The sequence below is a fragment of the Paenibacillus aceti genome (genome assembly GCF_003614185.1).
Taxonomy (GTDB): Bacteria; Bacillota; Bacilli; order Paenibacillales; family Paenibacillaceae; genus Fontibacillus; species Fontibacillus aceti.
In genome coordinates this window covers 4284533-4304317 of the sequence record NZ_KZ987724.1, presented here as the reverse complement: position 1 = coordinate 4304317, position 19785 = coordinate 4284533, and the positions used below count along the sequence as shown (strand labels likewise).

Annotated in this window: 23 protein-coding genes, 1 rRNA gene and 1 riboswitch; of the genes, 2 read left to right on the top strand and 22 right to left on the bottom strand. The window is 48.1% G+C overall.

Going from position 1 to position 19785, the window contains the following annotated elements:
- Positions 1-51: 51 nt before the first annotated feature.
- The 9 genes from ispE to BFJ94_RS19340 form a co-directional block, all read right to left on the bottom strand.
- Positions 52-906, bottom strand: coding sequence for a 4-(cytidine 5'-diphospho)-2-C-methyl-D-erythritol kinase (ispE, locus tag BFJ94_RS19380; RefSeq protein WP_120465321.1), 855 nt, complete (start codon positions 904-906; stop codon positions 52-54).
- A gap of 236 nt (positions 907-1142) precedes the next feature.
- On the bottom strand, positions 1143-1325 hold the full coding sequence (locus BFJ94_RS19375; RefSeq protein WP_120464125.1) for a small, acid-soluble spore protein, alpha/beta type: 183 nt from the start codon (positions 1323-1325) through the stop codon (positions 1143-1145).
- A 204-nt stretch (positions 1326-1529) separates the two neighbouring features.
- The gene (gene veg, locus BFJ94_RS19370; protein ID WP_120464124.1) at positions 1530-1805 is read right to left on the bottom strand and encodes a biofilm formation stimulator Veg; all 276 of its coding nucleotides are present in this window, start codon (positions 1803-1805) and stop codon (positions 1530-1532) included.
- A 134-nt stretch (positions 1806-1939) separates the two neighbouring features.
- Positions 1940-2842, bottom strand: a complete 903-nt coding sequence (yabG, locus tag BFJ94_RS19365; protein ID WP_188831484.1) for a sporulation peptidase YabG — start codon at positions 2840-2842, stop codon at positions 1940-1942.
- A gap of 39 nt (positions 2843-2881) precedes the next feature.
- Positions 2882-3778: a 16S rRNA (adenine(1518)-N(6)/adenine(1519)-N(6))-dimethyltransferase RsmA gene (gene rsmA / locus BFJ94_RS19360; protein WP_120464123.1), complete on the bottom strand. Its 897-nt coding sequence runs from the start codon at positions 3776-3778 to the stop codon at positions 2882-2884.
- Between the two features lies 1 nt (position 3779).
- Positions 3780-4331, bottom strand: a complete 552-nt coding sequence (gene rnmV / locus BFJ94_RS19355) for a ribonuclease M5 (protein WP_120464122.1) — start codon at positions 4329-4331, stop codon at positions 3780-3782.
- Between the two features lie 168 nt (positions 4332-4499).
- Positions 4500-5636: a resuscitation-promoting factor gene (locus tag BFJ94_RS19350; protein ID WP_120464121.1), complete on the bottom strand. Its 1137-nt coding sequence runs from the start codon at positions 5634-5636 to the stop codon at positions 4500-4502.
- Between the two features lie 260 nt (positions 5637-5896).
- Positions 5897-6114, bottom strand: a riboswitch (cyclic di-AMP (ydaO/yuaA leader).
- 217 nt (positions 6115-6331) lie between these two features.
- A complete protein-coding gene (locus BFJ94_RS19345; protein WP_120465319.1) occupies positions 6332-7099 on the bottom strand; it encodes a TatD family hydrolase in 768 nt (255 codons plus the stop codon).
- A gap of 85 nt (positions 7100-7184) precedes the next feature.
- Positions 7185-8474: an HD domain-containing protein gene (locus tag BFJ94_RS19340; RefSeq protein WP_120464120.1), complete on the bottom strand. Its 1290-nt coding sequence runs from the start codon at positions 8472-8474 to the stop codon at positions 7185-7187.
- Between the two features lie 347 nt (positions 8475-8821).
- Between BFJ94_RS19340 and BFJ94_RS19335 the strand changes: the two genes are divergently transcribed.
- Complete coding sequence (locus BFJ94_RS19335) at positions 8822-9076, top strand: AbrB/MazE/SpoVT family DNA-binding domain-containing protein (protein ID WP_068778580.1); 255 nt, start codon at positions 8822-8824, stop codon at positions 9074-9076.
- 140 nt (positions 9077-9216) lie between these two features.
- Here the strand turns inward: BFJ94_RS19335 and rsmI are convergent, their stop codons facing one another.
- The 10 genes from rsmI to BFJ94_RS19285 all read right to left on the bottom strand — a co-directional run bounded on the left by rsmI (position 9217) and on the right by BFJ94_RS19285 (position 16808).
- The gene (rsmI, locus tag BFJ94_RS19330; protein ID WP_120464119.1) at positions 9217-10107 is read right to left on the bottom strand and encodes a 16S rRNA (cytidine(1402)-2'-O)-methyltransferase; all 891 of its coding nucleotides are present in this window, start codon (positions 10105-10107) and stop codon (positions 9217-9219) included.
- Complete coding sequence (locus tag BFJ94_RS19325) at positions 10104-10859, bottom strand: tRNA1(Val) (adenine(37)-N6)-methyltransferase (protein ID WP_120465318.1); 756 nt, start codon at positions 10857-10859, stop codon at positions 10104-10106. The genes rsmI and BFJ94_RS19325 overlap by 4 nt, the downstream gene beginning before the upstream one ends.
- A gap of 109 nt (positions 10860-10968) precedes the next feature.
- Complete coding sequence (gene yabA / locus BFJ94_RS19320; protein WP_120464118.1) at positions 10969-11334, bottom strand: DNA replication initiation control protein YabA; 366 nt, start codon at positions 11332-11334, stop codon at positions 10969-10971.
- A 53-nt stretch (positions 11335-11387) separates the two neighbouring features.
- On the bottom strand, positions 11388-12188 hold the full coding sequence (locus BFJ94_RS19315) for a PSP1 domain-containing protein (protein ID WP_120464117.1): 801 nt from the start codon (positions 12186-12188) through the stop codon (positions 11388-11390).
- Between the two features lie 130 nt (positions 12189-12318).
- Positions 12319-13299 (bottom strand): DNA polymerase III subunit delta', encoded by a 981-nt coding sequence (gene holB, locus BFJ94_RS19310; RefSeq protein ID WP_120464116.1) that lies wholly within the window; start codon positions 13297-13299, stop codon positions 12319-12321.
- Positions 13300-13326: 27 nt separating this feature from the next.
- Positions 13327-13770, bottom strand: coding sequence for a YaaR family protein (locus BFJ94_RS19305; RefSeq protein ID WP_120464115.1), 444 nt, complete (start codon positions 13768-13770; stop codon positions 13327-13329).
- Between the two features lie 74 nt (positions 13771-13844).
- Positions 13845-14174, bottom strand: a complete 330-nt coding sequence (gene darA, locus BFJ94_RS19300; protein WP_120464114.1) for a cyclic di-AMP receptor DarA — start codon at positions 14172-14174, stop codon at positions 13845-13847.
- 76 nt (positions 14175-14250) lie between these two features.
- On the bottom strand, positions 14251-14892 hold the full coding sequence (tmk, locus tag BFJ94_RS19295) for a dTMP kinase (RefSeq protein WP_120465317.1): 642 nt from the start codon (positions 14890-14892) through the stop codon (positions 14251-14253).
- 35 nt (positions 14893-14927) lie between these two features.
- The gene (locus tag BFJ94_RS19290) at positions 14928-16442 is read right to left on the bottom strand and encodes an aminotransferase class I/II-fold pyridoxal phosphate-dependent enzyme (protein WP_120464113.1); all 1515 of its coding nucleotides are present in this window, start codon (positions 16440-16442) and stop codon (positions 14928-14930) included.
- A gap of 180 nt (positions 16443-16622) precedes the next feature.
- Positions 16623-16808 carry a sigma factor G inhibitor Gin gene (locus BFJ94_RS19285; RefSeq protein WP_120464112.1) on the bottom strand — a complete coding sequence of 62 codons (186 nt, stop codon included), beginning with the start codon at positions 16806-16808 and terminating at the stop codon, positions 16623-16625.
- A gap of 217 nt (positions 16809-17025) precedes the next feature.
- On the opposite strand from BFJ94_RS19285, the gene BFJ94_RS19280 reads away from it, so the two are divergent.
- On the top strand, positions 17026-17547 hold the full coding sequence (locus BFJ94_RS19280; RefSeq protein ID WP_120464111.1) for a hypothetical protein: 522 nt from the start codon (positions 17026-17028) through the stop codon (positions 17545-17547).
- Positions 17548-17712: 165 nt separating this feature from the next.
- Here the strand turns inward: BFJ94_RS19280 and tnpA are convergent, their stop codons facing one another.
- The 3 genes from tnpA to rrf form a co-directional block, all read right to left on the bottom strand.
- Positions 17713-18186, bottom strand: coding sequence for an IS200/IS605 family transposase (gene tnpA / locus BFJ94_RS19275; protein WP_120460925.1), 474 nt, complete (start codon positions 18184-18186; stop codon positions 17713-17715).
- Positions 18187-18422: 236 nt separating this feature from the next.
- The gene (locus BFJ94_RS19270) at positions 18423-18857 is read right to left on the bottom strand and encodes a hypothetical protein (RefSeq protein ID WP_229717263.1); all 435 of its coding nucleotides are present in this window, start codon (positions 18855-18857) and stop codon (positions 18423-18425) included.
- A gap of 729 nt (positions 18858-19586) precedes the next feature.
- Positions 19587-19703 (bottom strand): 5S ribosomal RNA (gene rrf / locus BFJ94_RS19265).
- Positions 19704-19785: the final 82 nt, after the last annotated feature.

Genomic DNA, 19785 nt, shown 5'->3' with positions numbered 1-19785 from the left:
TGAAAATATACCACTTTTGTACGGGTTTACACAAGCTTTGTTGTAAAAATCCTAAGTTAACAGGCGAACGGCATACACCTCTTTGCAGAAGCCTCTTAATCCGTTATAGATCCGCGGCACTTTGGATTCCTTGGATACCAGACCAAAAACAGTCGGTCCACTGCCAGACATCAGCACACCATCCGCTCCCAGACGTAGCATTGTCTCTTTGAGATGAGCCACCTCTGGATGCATCTGTAGCGTCACGTCCTCCAGAACATTGCCAAGCTCACGGCATACTCCGGGAAAAGAGCCGCTGTCGATCGCCTGGATCATTCTGCTAGCCGATGGATGCTCCGTAATCCGGTCGCTGCGGAAGCGGCCATAGACCTCTTCGGTCGATACATTGATCGGTAGCTTGGCGAGAATGACCCAGCACTGCGGCGGACTGCCGACTGGAGTTAACTTCTCCCCCCGACCAGTAGCCAGTGCCGTCCCCCCTGTAACGCAAAAAGGGACATCTGAGCCCAACTCGGCGCCGAGCTCCATCAGCTCTCTGTCCGAAATGCCCAGCTTCCATAAGCGATTCAGCCCCCGCAAGGTGGCCGCCGCATCGCTGCTACCACCGGCAAGTCCTGCGGCTACAGGAATCTTCTTGTCCAGATGAATGTAGACACCGCTCGGGACCTTGTACCGCTCCTTAATCAACTTGGCCGCCTTAAAGGCCAGATTCTTCTCGTCAAGCGGAATATAGCCGGCCTGGCTCGATATAATTATCGTATCCCGCGGAAGCTCGCTCATTTCCAGGCGATCCGCCAGATCAACCATAGTCATGATCATTTCGACCTCATGATATCCATCAGGCCGTTTATATAATACATCAAGCATTAAATTAATTTTCGCCGGAGCCTTCTCATAAATTTTCAAGGTCATTCACCTGTCCTCAAATATCCATACACTAAGGATCAATTTCATAATGCTGCTAATTCGTTGCTATCTGCGCCCGTAGTAATCCATTATGAAATTGATTCACTGTATCTATTTTAAAAAAATTCACGCATCACGTCCATCTGCTGTAGACAAACCTGCCTTCTCTATATTACTTTATCCTGATACAAAAACAAGGCTTCCCCCTCCGGGAGAAGCCTTGACATGTGCATGATTTATTGTGAATTTTTTGCGGCGGCCCGCTCCGCCAACTCTATGGCTCTTTTCACCATATTACCAGCATCCTTGGCTCGAATACCACCCCAGCCCTGCTGCTGAACGGTATTATAGAAACCCAGTTCCTTAGCGAGCTCGACCTTCAATTCCTCCGACATCACACTGCGCCGTCTGCGTGCCATAGCCACTTCCCCCTTTGTGATTATAAAATAAAAAGGAACATTCGTAGTATGCGACGTTCGGGGCTACTTCATACGATTTGCAGAGGAATTACAGCCACGGCGATCTAACGAAACTCCATATCTTGTTTCGTTATCGGTTATATCCATGAAAAAAGCGACCTTCGCAGAAACTGCGATAGATCGCTTGCTGTCATGTCATGATGTTCACGGTTTAATATACGAAAGCCCCATTCCATTGTCGTCATTGTAAATCATAACTTCAACGGATTCGGTCAGTATATCGGCATAACTATAGGACACACGTTTGAAGCTTTGTTGGTCCTGGTCAAGCTTAACGATAAAGACTGAAGGATAAGTCTCCTCTAACACTCCAGTACGTTCAACGGTCTTTCGGCGACCTCCGTTTGCCCGTAGCATGATTTTCTGACCAACGTGAGCTTCCAGACTATTCTTAATTTCTGATAGTGCATTTTTAGCCATGGCCTGTGACCACCTTCCTTCTTTGTCCATTATACATGAAGGAGGCCACGATTGTCAAATCAAACAGATAATTATATCAGCATGAAAAAAATGTTGTCAACGGTTTTTTTTCGACACTTTTTAAAATGAGTAATTTACATGGTCGGAACGACGTTCAATTTAGACAAATCTTTGAGCGTTGGGAGTCCAATTCGATAGCTCCCCCGCGTCTCGATTCCTCCGACTCCCTGGGTGCCACTAATCGTCTGGTTCAGCACATCGGTAATATGAATCGTATCCCGGATCGACGTTAACGAGGCCTTAGCCGCAATATAGACGGGATCTAAGGCATGGATCAATACCCGGGCAGGGGAACTCGCAAAATTGGCTCCCGCCTGTAGCAGGGCCTCAAAATGCGACTGACAAGCCCCGGCCACGACCGTCAGTGTATCGAAATTACGTTCATAATCACGCGCTATACGAACAGCCTCTACGAAATGCTTGGAATTTTTGTAGTTGGTCAAGTTGTACAGGTCTCTGGAAGGTGGGTTCTTCAATACCCCATCATGCCCTGTCAGCACCACAATATCCGGATTAACGGTTGGCAGCAACCGATATAGCACATTAGCCATAGCTGACTCGTTCACATAATAGCCCTCCGCCGGCACTCTGAGCTTCTTATACAGGTCGAGGCTCTTCTGTAAGTATCTCTCATCTCCGTCCAGATGCAGCACCTTGCCTGGCACCTCGAAGTAGGACGGCTCCTGCGCTGCGGGAGACCATTGCTGTATCGCCACCTGATTGCGTTCCGCCAGCTCCTGGCGATCCTGACGCAGCCGCTGCAGCGATTCGGTGGCCTTGATCCGCGCACGCTCAGTCTTCTCCCCAGGTGAGCCCGGGTCTACCTCAAGCAAATCCGTCAGCGGTGCATCCGCCAACAGACGAAATTCCGTTCCCTTTATGATGGCCACGCTCCGCTCAATCCTCTCGACCCGGAAGGTAACATCCCCTCCATAGGATTTGCGGACGACCAAGTCTCCCAATTTCGTCAAATCCATCACCTCTACCCCCATCGTATGGGCGAATAGAGGGATTGGTTACAGCGAAGCTTCGTTCAACCCAAATTGCGCCAGCACATTGCTCAGCCGGGCGAATTCATGCAAATCCAAAGTCTCGGCCCGCCTTGACGGGGCTATTTCAGCCTCTGCCAGCAACGCTTCCAGACGCTCTCTGCCCTCTTTAGGGAAGAAACGACTCTTCAGATTATTGGAAATCGTCTTGCGTCTCTGCGCGAAGGAGGCCTGTACCACCTCGAAGAAGAAGGCCTCGTCAGCAACCTCGACTGGAGGCTGCTTCCGCACCGTTAACCGGATCACCGCCGACTCTACATTCGGCTGCGGGATAAACACGCTATGAGGCACCGTGCAGACCAGCTCAGGCTCACTATAGTATTGCACCGCAATACTCAGGCTGCCATACTCCTTGCCGCCAGGAGCAGCTGCCATCCGCTCAGCGACCTCCTTCTGGATCATAACGACGATATGCTCCAGTGGCAGCTTCTCCTCCAGCAGCTTCATCAGAATCGGTGTCGTCACATAATAAGGCAGGTTAGCTACTACGCTAACGCCTTCGACATCGCTGAATTGCTGAGCGAATAGCTCCTTCAGATCCAGCTTCAGCACATCGCCATGAATCACCTGCACATGCGGATACGGTTCCAGCACTTCTCTCAGAATCGGCAGCAGACGCTGGTCGATTTCTACCGCAGTTACTTTGCCCGCCTCGTCAGCCAGCTTCTCGGTGAGTGCGCCGATGCCCGGGCCGATCTCCAGGGCCCCCTTGGTCTTATCTAATCCGGCCGCAGCTACAATCTTGCCGAGTATATTCTGATCGATCAGGAAATTCTGACCGAGACTTTTTTTGAACGAAAATCCGTGGCGCTGAATAATCTCCTTCGTCCGCCGCGGAGTCGCTATATCTTCTCTTATCGTCATATCAATGATTTACCCCTTCATCCTCCAATTGTGCTAATGCGGCCGCGAATTCCTCACGGCTGATCTTAAAGACAGTCAGGCGCTTATACAGCTGCTTGCCGTTGCAATACCCGATCCCTAGCAGCTCGCCGAGGACACGGCGTCGTGCAGCCGCCTGCGGGTGGATAATAAGCCCCGCCTCGATTAAGTCTTCCCAATCGATCAGAGGGTCCATTCCCTCCGTCTCACTGCGTACTCGGCTCAGTGCTTCACGTATCGCCTCAGGCGATGCGTTCTCGACCCCGATATCGCCCCGCTTGGTCGCATCTGCTTCCCGCAGGAAGGCATGCTTGCATCCCGGCACGCGCTGGGCCACGATTTTGCGAATCCGCTCACCGGCATGATCCGGGTCTGTAAATATAATAACCCCTCTCCGCTCCTGGGCAAGCTCGATTTTGCGCAGTGTTTTGTCGTTAATCGCTGAACCGCCGGTTTCAATCGTGTCCGCCTCTACCGCCCGTTTGATGGCGACGGTGTCGTCCCGGCCTTCAACCACGATGACCTCTTTGATCATATACGTCTCCCCTTCTATACAGAGGTTTTTGAACACTCATTTATCCCTGAAAATTATACGCTCTAACCGCTAAAACAAAAAGAAGAGGAATATATCCTCTTCTTATCCACTGTCTTTATTCATCATCCTAATAGAGGTTATTCAAAAAGTCTACTTTTTGAACTCCCCTTAGTTCAACTCCGGCTTGTTCGGGCCGATCACATAAACCGTGCGTCCCTTCTTGCGGCCGAATTTATTTGCTGTTTTGAGCGAATCAAAGTACACATCCATCTTGTTACCCTTGATGGCACCTCCGGTATCCTCCGCTTTGCGGAACCCGACACCTTCAATGTACACCCACCAACCTAACGGAACTACACTCTTGTCAACAGCGATCGTTCTCCCCTCTTTCACGCGGGTTCCGGAAGCTGTCTTCGTGCCAATTCCATCCTCCTCTGCAGAGTAGGCAGTCAGGGTTACGTTTTTGAGCACCTTTTTATATTTGAACGAGACTCCGCTCTTCGTAGTCAATCCGCTAATGCTTACCTCGTTTGAGGAACGTGAAATACTGGCGGACATAACAGCAGTCTTCGGCTTCGTGCCGACGGCAATCACTTTAGGAGTCGCCTTCTTGACGACTTCCTTGCCTAGCCAACGCTTAGACACGAATTTGCCATCCTCATACACCTTTTCGACATTGTGTACGACCAGGCCTTTGCTACCTTGCTGTACGACCTTTGTTTCACCCTTAGGCAATTTATCATCACTCGTCTTGACGACTTGGAATGGTACGGTCTCTTTTTGCTGTACATTATGTTTTTTGACACGAATGATACTAATAACCATGTTAGCCGTAATGGCCTGATTCAGGCCTGGAGAAACTTTATCCTCCTGACTTACATCCACGCCTAATTCTTGAATAGCGTCTTGAACCTTCGCCTTTGTCGTGAAGGTCAGCTTCTTGCTGCCATCCGCGCTGATGCTGACGGGAACGGCCCGAACGACTTCAATCCGGTCCCCGTCCTTAATTGCGCTCGACAGGGATTTGGATACTTCATCACCTGGCTGCAGCACAATGGACTGTTCATCCAACAGCTTGTCGACTTGCGAATGTCTGGTTGTAATGGATTCGGTCTTGCCATCCACAACCAAATATATTTTTTTACTATTCTGCGCGTAAAACCAAATCAGGATGATGGTAATTACCGCGATGGCCAGAACTCCTACTAGCAAAACCTGACGCAGATGTTCTTGCTTCCACCGCATTGCGTAAGACATGCTGGATGAGCGTGATTCATGGGTATCCTGGTTACGGAAAAATCCCATATCTTCCGTCCTCCTTACATAGTCCCGCCGTCTAGATCGAGATATCATGAAATTGACGTGACTACAGATCGTTTTTACGAAATGCCATTAAGCGCATTTCGCATTCCTGTCCCAGTCCTCTCGGCATTGGTCACCCCCTGTAAACAACAGTATGATGACCCTAGTATGTTTATTCAAAACAAAAGAAGCCTAAAGAAAGAGTCAGAGGAACTCTATTCGTGGCTTCCGGACTAAATCGATGATGTATAGATGCACGAGTTGTTGCCTCTCTGGATACGCCTACGAGGTTAGCTGTCGGGTTAGGACGTAGAGAGTCGCCCTTTCTCAGTTCATTCGCTCATGGCGCAATGACCTCGAATTCACCCCATAGACCCTTACAAAGAAATCCTTCGCGACATTGAAATCCGTGTTCACTTTGGTAGTTTGTCGCAATCGGTTCCCCCGTTCTCCATACTCGGAGATTCAGCGAGACTGGTTTATGGAACTTCGGCAATCGAGGCGAATCTTAAAAATTAAGATAGCACCAAATCGATTACTGAAGAAATTCTATCTTGTTTCGATGCATGTTGTAAAGGACGAATCAACAACGTTTATTTTAATAATTGGTTAAAAAAATGTAATAAACGGACTTTTAATTGTTAAAATCCATTAATCTTTCTCGATTACTCATTTTTTCATCGCTTTTCCTCAAGAATTCAGCGAATGCCAAATCGTTCCATTGCATTTCGGGTCGTTATGCTGGCTATTTCTTCCAAAGAAATTCCTTTTAATTCCGCTGCTGCCTCGGCAACCAACCTAACATGACCGGACTCATTTCTCTTCCCTCGATGTGGATGTGGAGTTAAATATGGGGAGTCTGTCTCGATCAATAAACGGTCCAGCGGGACCTTGGCAATGACTTCCTTCGGCTGCTTGGCATTCTTGAAAGTAATCGGGCCGCCAAACGACAAATGAAATCCCATATCTAGACACATTTTGGCAATTTCCCAGCTACCTGAGAAGGAATGCATGACACCACCCACTTCACTGGCCTTCTCTTCCCGCAGAATTCGTACAATATCTTCATGCGCATCGCGATTATGAATGGAAATCGGCATCCCCAGGCTTCTGGCAAGTCCAATTTGTTCACGCAGAACCTTATGCTGCACGTCCTTTGGTGAGGTATCCCAATAGTAGTCCAGTCCGATTTCACCGATGGCAACGACCTTCTCATGCTTGCATAACTCGGCAATCCAGTCGAGGTCTCCATCCTGCATAGTGATCGCATCCTGCGGATGCCAGCCTACCGCTGCGTAGATAAAATCATATTTCTCCGCCAATTCCATCGTCGTCGGAATCGTCTCCCGGTTAAAGCCGATGTTGATCATGCGTGTAACGCCCTGCTCCAGCGCCCGCTGAATGACTTCTTCGCGATCTTCGTCAAACTGCGGAGCATCCAAATGGGTATGTGTATCAATAAGCATCAATGTTCATTGCGCCTCCTGTAACTAATAATTATCCAGATCAAGGCAGCCGGATGAAAGGAAAGTAGAAATTTACCGTTGAAATCTAATGCTGTTCTGCAAAAATTTCTGCAATTTCATGCGGAAGCCTGTCGATTATAGAACGAACCTTCTTGTCTGGAAAGTATAAGTGAATTTTGCCGCGCTGTAGACCGCTGATCGATCTGACGATATCCGATACTTCGGAAATTTCGCGCAAGCGTTCCTGTCGGTCCAGAAGCAGAATTTGCTTCTCCCGCCCCTCTCCGTCCGGACGAAACACATCATACGGCAGATCGGTTGGAAAATCAATTTCCAAATCATATTCTGGATCCAGCCCCACTTCAGCGAAGGCAAATCGGATCTCTTCTATAGTCTCTTTATCGAGAGTACCCATCTCTACATACTTATACAGCTTACGATCTATGAAGCGAGAGCATAGCTCACCCAGCAGCTCGTCCGTTTCCTTCCTCCATTGCATAAAGGCTGTCTGGACTAACGCTTCATCCAATTGCAGATACTCCTGCACCGTGAGGCTGCGATCAAATAAGGACGGGAGAGGCTCCGGCAGGAACTTAAATGGGTAGTCCTGTTCATATAGCTCCTTCGCCCTTCTAAAGATCTGGCGCAATATAATCTCCGAGCTGCGCGTCACTGGATGGAAATAGACCTGCCAGTACATCTGATACCTTGACATTAAATAATCCTCTACGGCATGCATGCCTGAGTCCTTGACGACAATTCTCCCTTTATACGGTCTAAGCATCCGCACGATGCGGTCCATGTCGATCGTACCATAATTGACACCGGTAAAATAAGCATCGCGCAAGAGATAATCCATCCGGTCCGCATCAAGCGGGCTGGAGACGAGGTTGACGACGATCGGATGCTCATAATCCTTGCGGATAACCGCTGCTACTTTCTCCGGAAAATCATCACCCATCCGGCGCAATACCGATCTGACCTCTGTATCGCCGAGCAGAATCCGGCAGGTCCAATCCTCATGATGCATCTGAAAAGCCTGCTCAACAGAATGAGAGAATGGGCCATGTCCCAAATCATGCAATAATGCAGCACATAGGGCTACCGTCCCTTCTTCCTTCGGCCAGTCCTCGTACTTTGCCCGCTCAAATTTAGAAATAATTCGTCGGGTAATCTCATAAACTCCTAAAGAGTGGGAGAATCGGCTATGCTCGGCGCCATGAAATGTTAAATAGGAGGTGCCAAGCTGACGAATCCGGCGTAAACGCTGAAATTCAGAAGTATTGATAAGTGACCAAATAATTTCATCCTGAACATGAACATAATTGTGAACCGGGTCCTTGAATACTTTCTCTTCACGAAGCTGACGATACATGGTAAATCCCTCCTTGATCCATTTTTTTAGCTTATCCAATAAGGAAATTTTGGCGAAAAAGACGCTGTTGTCGACTAGTTTTGTCGAATTTTGTCTAATAGTGTTGAATCTACGTCTTCCAAATTGTCGAATGATATAATTCGTTTTTTCTAGGTAAAATGGCCCTAACCTCCTGTAATTAAAGGATGATTTATGCTTTTAAACCCAAAAAAATAGAAATAAAACTGAACTCTACCATAAATAGGTTGACTATTCTGGCAATGGTTGGTATCATAAATATCATAAAAGATAGAAGTTTGTCGAATAATGACACTTTTAAACTATAGCGAGAGGGGCTACTATCAGTTATGATGAAATCAACAGGTATTGTTAGAAAAGTAGACGAATTAGGACGTGTTGTAATTCCGATCGAATTACGCCGTACTCTTGGTATCGGTGAGAAGGACGCTCTTGAAATTTACGTTGACGGAGAACGGATCATGCTTAAGAAATACGAGCCAGCTTGTATCTTCTGTGGCAACGCCGAGAACGTAACTTACTTCAAGGGAAAAATTGTTTGCCATGAATGTTTAAGTGAATTGCCTACCCCTGTGACAAATTAATAAAAATAGTATATAATAGATTTACTGAATATGTTAATTCTAACCTTTTTCATATCTCCTTGGCGCCTTCCAGGCTTGAACCCGGCCTTCGAAGGCCCCTTTTTTGACCCCGGAATACAAAATATGGGTTTTTTATTAATTTATAGTAAATCCTTATAAATATCCCGTTTGGAGACTCCCCGATCTCCTGCCGCTTTTTTCATCGCTTCTTTTCTAGTCAGCTGTTCTTGCTCCTCATAATGACGTACATGCTCCTCGACAGTAAGTTCTTGCCACCAGGCATCCCTTCGTTCCTTCACTTCCTCCGGATGAGCACCAGAGACGACAATACAATACTCGCCAAGCGGTGGATGCTCCTGAAGCCATTCCAGACATTCGCTTAATGTCCCGCGCACCATCTCTTCGTAACGCTTCGTCAGTTCTCGGGCCAAGACGATATGTCTATCCCCCCAAGCACTTAGCAGCGCTTCAAGTGACTTCACTAAGCGATGAGGCGACTCGTAGAGCAACAAGGTCCCCTGTTCATCCAATAGCAAGCTCAGCAGCTTGTCCCGATCTTTATGATCCCTTGGCAGGAAGCCAAGGAAGGTGAATCTATCGGTGGGCAAGCCTGATACGATCAAAGCCGATAGAGCGGCATTCGCGCCTGGAACCGGAATGACGGATATCCCCGCCTCCAGCGCCAGCTTAACTAGATCACTACCTGGATCTGAAATCGCAGGCAGACCTGCATCGCTGACCAGGGCCAAATTTTTTCCCTCTATTATAAGACGTACTAATTCTGGTCCACTTGCCGCTTTATTATGTTCATGATAACTTAGCAGTTTGCCTGGGGATATCTCAAAATGGCTCAGCAGCTTGCGCGTCTGCCGTGTATCCTCTGCGGCGATAATATCCACCTCTTGCAGGGTTCGTACTGCCCGATACGTCATATCCTCCAAATTGCCGATCGGCGTAGCGACGAGGAATAACTTACCTGGATTCCCTGCTTCTATATGGTCCTCAAAACTTCTCTGTACGCTTATACTCATGCCTTCTCCTCTTCCGATCCATAGTAAATTTCCATCACTTCTTGACAGTATTCCCCGTTCTCCTCATATACGACAAGTGGAGGTAATATCTTCACATCCGGCCTGCCGTCCCGATGCGCCTCAATCAGCACCATATTGGCCTCTGAGCCCGCTCTAGGATGGACAAACCGGATGACCTTAGGCTCCATCCGATATTCTCTAAGCAGGGTTATAATCTCTCCTAGACGCTGCGGCTTATGAACCATCGATACTTTGCCTCCGGGCCTGACCAGCCGCATCGCCGCCGCCGCAATATCCTCGAGTGTGCCATGAATCTCATGCCGGGCGATACGCTGATGCTCGTTCAGCTTCAAATCCCCGCCCGTTAGCGGCATATAAGGCGGATTCACGGTGATCGCGTCATATACGCCGTTCCCGCCGGTCTTGGCCAGTTCGCGCAAATCCCCTTCTATAATGTTAATTCGGTTGCTCAGCCCGTTCATGTCCACACTGCGCTGAGCCATATCAGCCAGCCGGGGTTGAATCTCGATACCGTCGATCTGCGCCTGCGTCCGAGTCGACAACAGAAGGGGGATGACCCCGTTACCGGTGCATAGATCCAATATTTTACCGTATTTCGGAATATTCGCGAATTTCGCCAGCAGAACCGCATCCATGGAAAAACTGAATACTTGTTCGCTCTGGATAATCCGCAGCTCATGGGTGAGCAGATCGTCCACTCGCTCAGACTCATGAATTTCTACATTTCTCATCAACTTTTTCGTCCATTTCTGTTCAATTTTATATAGAAGCTGAACAAATACATCCATAGAATAATCGTCTGATCTAAAAAAAACCGTAGGAAGCTCTCCCTACGGCTCGTTATTTATTCAAAAAAGACAGGCAGAACAGGCAATCGCCCTCTGTACGTAAATGTCCATAATATACGTTGCAAATATGAAAACCTTCGTGGTACAAACGCGCCAGGTTGTCATATCCTTCTCCCACGATATCGGTATTATCCTTATCCTCCAACTGCGCTCGATCCTTCTTGTCATCGGAAGATGAAGGTTCCTTCTCTTGCTCCTGCTTCAGCACTTTTCGCATTTTCTCATTCTCGAGCCTGAGCTGCTGATTATCTTCCATCAGCTTCTTCACCTCAAGCATAAGAGTACCGAAATCGCCGTGTACTTTAGCTATTTGTTTTTCCAGCGCTTGCATATAAGTGAAAATATCTTTATTCTCCAAGTTCCCACCCCAGAGTCATTCTCAAATATATTGAAAATTATGATATTTATTAACTATTTAACAACTACGTCGTCTAATGAAAGCTCCTTGACCTTATTAACCTCGAACAACTGCACATGCACCGTCCGTGAACCGGCATTGATTCCAACGACTTTGCCTTCTCCCAGGGACGTAATCACCTGTTTGCCCACCGTTGGCATTTCTTCCTTCACACTCTCGTAGTTATCATGCTCAAACTTGAGACAACACATTAATCTCCCGCATAAACCGGAGATCTTGGTTGGATTGAGCGACAAGCTCTGATCTTTGGCCATCTTGATGGAGACAGGTTCGAAATCGCCAAGCCAGGAAGAGCAGCAGAGAATCCGGCCGCAAGGGCCTATCCCGCCGAGCATCTTCGCCTCATCTCTGACGCCGATCTGTCTCAGCTCGATCCGGGTACGGAAGATACTGGCCAAGTCCTTCACCAGCTCTCTAAAGTCTACCCGTCCTTCTGCCGTGAAATAGAAAATGATCTTGTTGCGATCAAATGTATATTCGACATCGACCAGCTTCATCTTCAAATCATGGTCTTTGATTTTATTTAAACATGTGGCAAACGCGTTCTTTGCCGCAAGCTTATTCTCCTCAACAATATCGGCATCGGCATCGCCTGCAATCCGGATCACCTTCTTGAGGGGGAGAACCACGTCGGATTCCTCAACCACCTTCTTGCCCACCACAACCTTGCCGTATTCGATCCCGCGCGCCGTCTCGACGATAACGCTATGTTCCTTCTCAACAGGAAAATCAAGTGGATCGAAATAGTATATTTTACCCGCTTTCTTGAAGCGGACACCCACTACAGTATACAAAAACTTACCCCCTTGTATAGCGATAAAAACTTGGTGGGCCTCGAATAAAGGCCATCACTTGTAATCAAACCCCTGCTTATCGGGAGAAAAGTTTATCTATCTGTCTGACACGATACGTACTGCCACCGATTTAATTACGCTCGTCTACTCCAATCAGAAATTGTTCAAGACAAAGCTGGGCATTCATATTTTGTCGCAGTTTCTTCTTACTTTCCGCCACGAGTTCCATCGCATGAATCCACTGACCTTCCGGTCGTGAAAAGGCATGCTTTGTGATAAATTCCAGCTCATCTATGAAAACGATTCGGTCATGTCTATGATAGAGCGCTTGAATCATGTCCTTGAACCATAAATGGAAAAGATTGAACAATACGTCTAAATGTTCAGCTAATCCGGCTTTGAATATGCTCTGTTGCGCTGTAATTAATGGAGATCCGCCACGGCCAGCGGTTTCCTTCCCTAATTGTAACACTACGTTTCTAATTTCTGCAAACCAATTCTGGTCAAGTAAATCCCGGCAGGATTGGAGTCCTGCTGCCAATTGGACAGCACATCTGGACAGGTTCACAGGATATCCCTCTGTGGTTAAAATTTGCAGCATTCTGTCCGGGTCCAGCGGCATGAAGGAGACCCACTGGGCTCGCGACTGAATCGTCGGCAATAGAGCTCGTCCATTATCGGATAGCAGGATCGCTACAGCCGGAGATGGCGGCTCTTCCAGGAACTTCAGCAGGCTATTCGCTGCCTGGACGGTCATTTTGTCCGCTTCATCGATAATATATACCTTCGGATTCCCCGTCTCCGAACGATATGAAAAGATCCGCTGCAAATCGCGGATTTGTTCGATCTTGATACTCGCTCCATCCGGGGAGATATTGTGCAAATCGGGGTGGTTGCCATGCTGCACCTTCCGGCATTCCAGACATTCCCCGCATGCTTCATCCCCTCCCTGAATACAGAACAGGGCCTGGGCAAACGCCATAGCAACTTCCTTCTGTCCGCTTCCCGGTGGCCCGCTAAATATATATGCATGCGATATTTGCTGACGGCGGAGACTGCTCTGCAGCTGCTGTTTAGCAGCCTCCTGCCCGATGATATCTTTAAAAGCCATGATGTCTCCTTACCTCTAATCGTGTTCCTAGAAACATAAATTGATGAGCATACCGCGAATTTCGCCAATTTTCTGCAGAAGCTCAATTTTCCCTTGCTCCGATTCCAGCAGTTCATCAGCCATCTGCAATAAAGTTGCGTCGATCTCATCCAGCAGCTTGTAACGCTTACCCCGGCCACGGCGATCCCAGCCTCGGGAATCCTTAATGCCTACTCCGCGACGAACCGTGTCCTCCAGGAAGCCCTTGACCAATAGACGGTAGGCCTTTAGCTCCCGCACCGTCATTGAACGCGCCAAGCGATCACCCTGTAGCTGGATCTCCTTGAATTTGCGGTTCAGTTCTTCCTTGCTGGCCTGCTCTCCATGCTTATGCATCACATCTGCGAAGCTCTTGGCCTGCGTCGGCTTGGTCGTGTTATCGCTAACGCCCAGACGGCTATTCAGCGGCCTGTAACCCGGATCTATCTTCAAAAGCTATCACCTGCCAATCTAACCTTAATTGTTATGATTCTATCATACTAAGCAGATTTATAGTTAAAATATGTTCAGAAATGTTCAAAACGATCTACCGGCAATACGAAGACGGTCGCGCCGCCCACTTGTACTTCGACCGGCAATGGCAAATAGGAATCGGTTGTGCCGCTCATCGGCGTCACTGGAGTTACTAACTGCTCACGTACTTTACAACTATTGCGGATCACATCCAATACAGATTCTACTTGCTGATCATCGACCCCGATCATAAATGTTGTGTTGCCCGCGCGCAGGAACCCGCCGGTACTGGCCAGCTTGGTTGCCCGAAAATTTTCCTTGACTAATGCACTAGACAATCTGTTACTGTCTTTATCCTGGATAATCGCAACAATTAATTTCATTGCAGTCCCTCCTTATTTTGTGTGAACCAGATTCACCAGACGAGATGCCATGACTGATCTCTGTCCGACTACTCTATTATTTTGACAAAGAACGCCCAAATTCCTCTATACCCCTCAGAAGTTGAGCTTTCATGATATCCGCTACCTCTCGCTTGGAGCCGGAGGCATCGATCACTTGAATGCGCTCTGGATACATGGCGGCTACCTGCTGGTATCCCTGACGAACCTGCTCGTGAAAGGACAGTTTCTCCAAATCGAGGCGATTCACTTCACGCCCCTGGGTCGCGGATATCCGCGCCAAGCCCAGTCTAGGCTCAATATCCATATAAAACGTAATATCCGGCATCCGCCCCTGGGTCGCAAACAGATTGATCGACAATACTTCCTCAATCCCCAGCCCTCTGGCATACCCCTGATAAGCAAGGCTGCTGTCGATAAATCGGTCGCAGATGACGAAGGTACCTTCAGCTAATGCAGGCTCCACCTTCTCGGCCAGATGCTGCCGTCTTGCTGCTGCATAGAGCAGCGCTTCGGTGCGTGGGTCCATAGCGGTATGCTGCGGATCAAGGATAACCGCGCGAATTTTCTCCGCGATCTCAATGCCGCCAGGCTCACGGGTCGTAATATACGGGATTCCCTGTTCCTCGAGGATCGTCGCCAATTCCCCGATCATCGTCGTCTTGCCTGATCCTTCACCGCCTTCCAGCGTAATGAACATTCCTCTATTTCCAAATTTCAATATGTGTCCCGCCTTTATTCTTTACTTAGATATACTCGGATGGTATGAAGAGAAGGGTCCTCCACCCCTTGGCATTTCGCCTTGGAACGCTTGAGCAGGATTAGCCCGGCCGTTACTTCCTCGGTGATCCGCTCGCCCGGATACAATAGAGGAATCCCGGGAGGATACGGAATAACCATCTCCGCGGCTCTTCGCCCCGCGCTCTCCTCTACGGGAATCTTCTCCACTTCTGACGCAGCTACTGGCCTGAGACTGAATAAAGTGGGAGCCGACACGCTAGCAGCCATTTGACCCCGATCAGCTTCAAGCATTGATGCAGTGTCCGGCTCATCTGTGATGTTCCACGTGGAAATATTAGTATTCAACTGAGTATTCAACTGCCGCAGTGCTGCAAGCAGACGATCGGCATCCTGCTGCGAAGTGCCGAGTCCAAGAGCCAACACGACATAGCGATCGTCGCTCATCTCTGGAACACAGCCCAGCGCCTCCAACGCTTCTTGCAGCGCGTAGCCGCTAAGCGCGCCCGCCGCGTCATACAGCACCAGCTTGAACGGGTCTTGTATAGAATATGCAGCGCTTCCTCCGCTTGCGCCTATTTCGACAAGACCGAAACGCTCCATGGCTGCGATATCGCGGCGGAGTCGCGAGGCTAGGTCTAATGCCTGCGCGAATCGCTCCTCTCCGCTGGCTTGAAGCAGCCAGCGGCTTAGATCCAGCGAAGCCATGATCGGATAGGAAGGGCTGGAGCTCTGCACCATGGCGAGCCGCTGCCGGATCAGGCTGCGGTCGAGCAGACCGCCTTGCACATGCAGCATCGCGCCCATGGTCATGGCGGTCAGCATTTTGTGCGTGGATTGCACCACGCCGTCCGCCCCCTGCGCGAGAGCGCTGGGAGGCAGCTGCTGGTGCAATCCGAAGTGCGCGCCGTGCGCCTCATCCACGAGCAGCGGTACGCTGCTGCCGTGGCATAGCTGCGCTAACGGCTGCAGGGCCGTGCCCATCCCGTAGTAGTTCGGGTGCGTGACGAGCAGTCCCTTGGCGCCGGGATACCGGCTCAGGGCCTCACGCACTGTCTCCACGGACGGGATGGTAGCCAGACCGCTCGACGCGTCGATCTGCGGCGAGAGGAACACGGCGTTCGCGCCAGCGAGCATTAATCCGTGGATCACGGATTTATGTATATTGCGCTGAACGAGCAACACATCGCCTGGAGCGGTGCACACGCTCAGGATCAAGGCCAGGTTGCCGACCGTACTGCCGCCAACCAGGAAGAACGTCTCTGCGGCTCCGAAATACTCCGCCGCAAGCTGCTGCGCCTCCAATATCACTCCCTCGGGATGATGTAGATCATCCGTCCCTGTAATCTCCGTCGCATCGATCTCCATCGCCTTGATCAAGGCGATCTGTTCATTTATATCCTGATAGGCTTGTCCGTCCTTATGACCCGGCACATGAAAGGAAGCGTCCTTCCGCTCCCTGTAATGTACCAGAGCATCATATAACGGAGCCTGTGGCTTATTTTCTGCCATCGCTAATATCGATTCCTTCCCGCATGCAGTTCCTGATGCTCTTTTTCTCCATTTTACCGTTTAATCGCCTGACAGGGCAATACAAAAGGACCCGACATCACTTAAGATCAGGTCCTCTCTACACAGTAGTCCAGCATCCATCTTTTATTATAAAGGAATAGAAGGGATAATAATTTGCTTCTATGCATTTCTCTGCATCCAGATTTGCTTCATCTGATGGATGAAAAAATGATATTTCTCTTCCTGAACATCCGTATGGACCATCTCCGCTTCGCAAGCATCACATATAAATTCTGATACGATATGAATGCCGTCTTGCTTGGTCTCTCCACAAATGATACATGTGTTCCCGGTAAGCTCATCCATATGCGATCCCACCTTGTTCGTTTTACTACCAGTATGATACAAATTCTACTATTTAAACCCTTTCATAGTTAGATTCCTACTTTATATATATGCCGGAAGCCTGATGACTGTGTTTGTACGTAAGTAAATCTTAATTTTTTCTTCTTTCATCCGATATATTAATCAGGGATTTACATTTTTTTAGTTCTAATGACAAAAAGGAGGGTCGTCCACACTCATGCCTGCAGAGTCCGGAAGCGCAACCTTTTATAACTACAGGCTTCTCAAAAGAGTTACCATCCCCAAAGCCCTGATCGGCGGCTTACTTACGCTTCCTTTCATTTGGCTGTTGGCTGAAATTATATTCATTTCCTGGACAAGTATTTTTACTTTTATATTGGCGCTTTTCATTATATTGTGGATTCAGTTCGTCATTACCCGTTCCGTTCTAATTATTATCAGCCATTCCTATAAGAAGCGCTGGCACTTTAGGCTGCGAATGCCCTGGATTGGCTACTTGCCAGAGCAATTCGTCAGTTATCCTAACTTCCGCCGCACCCAGCACTATACGACTTGGATCAGTTGCCTCATTATTCTCGCTCTGATCCCGTGGTCGCCGGTTTCTTTTACGATGGCCTTATTTTTCTGGCATTTCTGGATTATGGCCCCTAGGCTGATCGTGCTGATTCGTTTCAGAAAACAGCCTCGCGACGGGATTATTAAGCTGAACCCGCAAGATGCCTCCTATTATATGCCTTAACTTGATTAATCTAAATTCACTAAAATCATGACCACCCGTCCAACGGGTGGTTTGCACTTGGGGTATAACCCCCTGTTGCCAAACTGCGCCTAAAGACGCTAGCCTGACCACAAATCTGTTCAGGCTCAGTGTAATTTGTCACTTTCACTAACCAGTTAAACTGGTTTATTTCTTTTTGCTCCTGTTACTGCTAAACGGATCTTCGTACTCTTTTACACTCAACTTATCTATTGCTTGGTCATGTGCTTCTTGTTCACGAATGTATTTTGCTACGGTTGCTTCATTTAGGCCCACTGTACTTACATAATAGCCTTCTGCCCAAAATTTTCGATTCCCATATTTATACTTTAGTTGCGCGTGCTTTTCAAAGATCATTAGCGAACTTTTCCCCTTCAGATATCCCATGAATGTGGACACGGCTATCTTTGGGGGGATCGCTACCAGCATGTGTACATGATCTGGCATCATATGACCTTCCAGGATGTCCACTCCCTTATACTTACATAAACGTTTGAAAATTTCGATTAAGTCTTTCCTCACTTGATTATAGATCTCTTTCCGTCTATACTTCGGGGTGAACACAATGTGGTATTTGCACATCCACTTCGTGTGAGCTAGACTATAGCTCTTGTTTGCCATCTAAGACCATTCCTTTCAATTGAGCCTGAACATCTCAATTCTATCGGGATGGTCTTATTGGTCAAACCCTCGATCCCTCCACCCGCATAGCGGGTGGTTTTTTGTTTCGCGCGTTTCACGCACTCAACTGGCTAAAGCCATAATGAAAAGCCTGTCACCCGTGATTCCTGGGGACAGGCTGCTTTATGCATCGCTGTAAGAACTGTAAGAATATCGCTGCCGATTGATCCGCATGATCATGAACCGCTATCCAAGCCTTGTACGACGGCCTTGCTTTCTTTCTTGGGAACGAGCACTGTGAAGCTATTATTATGGATCGTAAGCTGTACAGTCAATTTATCCTTCTCGTAAACTGTCGTCGTGCCTTTGCCCTCTTCTACCTTCTCGTTCCAGCCCCATTCCTTAATGATCTTCCGATAGGCCGGAGGTACGCCGCTATCCTCCTGCAAGCCAGACAAGGAATAATGTACGTAGTCCATCTTCGAGTTATTAGGTGCAGTTTCTATCCGATCCGCTTCCTTCGGAACGGGAAAGCTCTTCTCTACCGATGCCCCTACGAAGGTCGTCCAGGAAGAAGAATTGGAATTAGAGGAACTACAGCCCACAATGACAAGGATCATCAAGATCATCCCCAACACATAGAAGGAATATCTCACTCTCATTTGCCACATTATATATTCCTCCTTACCCAGTAATATTTGAAATGATCATTCTCCACCAGACATAGTTCATGAGTAGGCTCAATTTCCTGAGTAATAAGACACCAAGTTAATTATACCGATAGTCCTATAGCTGTCGGTAACAAAAAGGTTACATTAGTTATTTCAAGCTTATCGTTATATTTACTCTATTCTATTCTTCAAATGAGCAAATAAGCTGTTTTTTTAGGAAATATCGAGTTTAATGGAGTACCTATTCCTATTGTATTCGATTCTCTCGATTAATGGGTGACAAATCCGCCTTCTCCGTAAGGGCACTTGATTACATTAATGGTAGATTGAGAAATTCCTGCAAATATGCAGGCTTTATCATCCAAAACCATCTGTTACGAGCAAATACCTGCAAAAGTGCAGGCTTTTCCCTCTTTTTCTGTGAAATCAGGCCTGCGCGGAGAAAATACCTGCATTATTGCAGGAATTGTTCGTCTTGGAGCCGATTAGGGGCAGAATTCCTGCATTTTTGCAGGCTTTTAGAGGATACAGCCGGGGATTTGACTCTAACGAAACAACAGACCGCTATTTACTCCAAAACAAGGCTAATTCGGTTCTAGTCACAGCTTTATCGCTACTTGAGCTACATCTGGACTTCAAGCTACTATAGGGGCCAGAATAACGTTACTCGTTTCTGTTACGAGACAACCAAAAAGAACCACCACCGGATTATCGGCAGTGGCTCTTGTCGCTTGGCAGCTTCCTACTCTCCCAGGACCCTTCGGTCCAAGTACCATCGGCGCTAGAGGGCTTAACGGTCGTGTTCGGGATGGGTACGTGTGGAACCCCTCCGCTATCGCCACCAAACGGGATTTTGTGCTGGCTGTGAATCACAGCTTCCTTCAAAATCATTCAGATGTTTGATCACCTGAAAACTGGATACGAAACT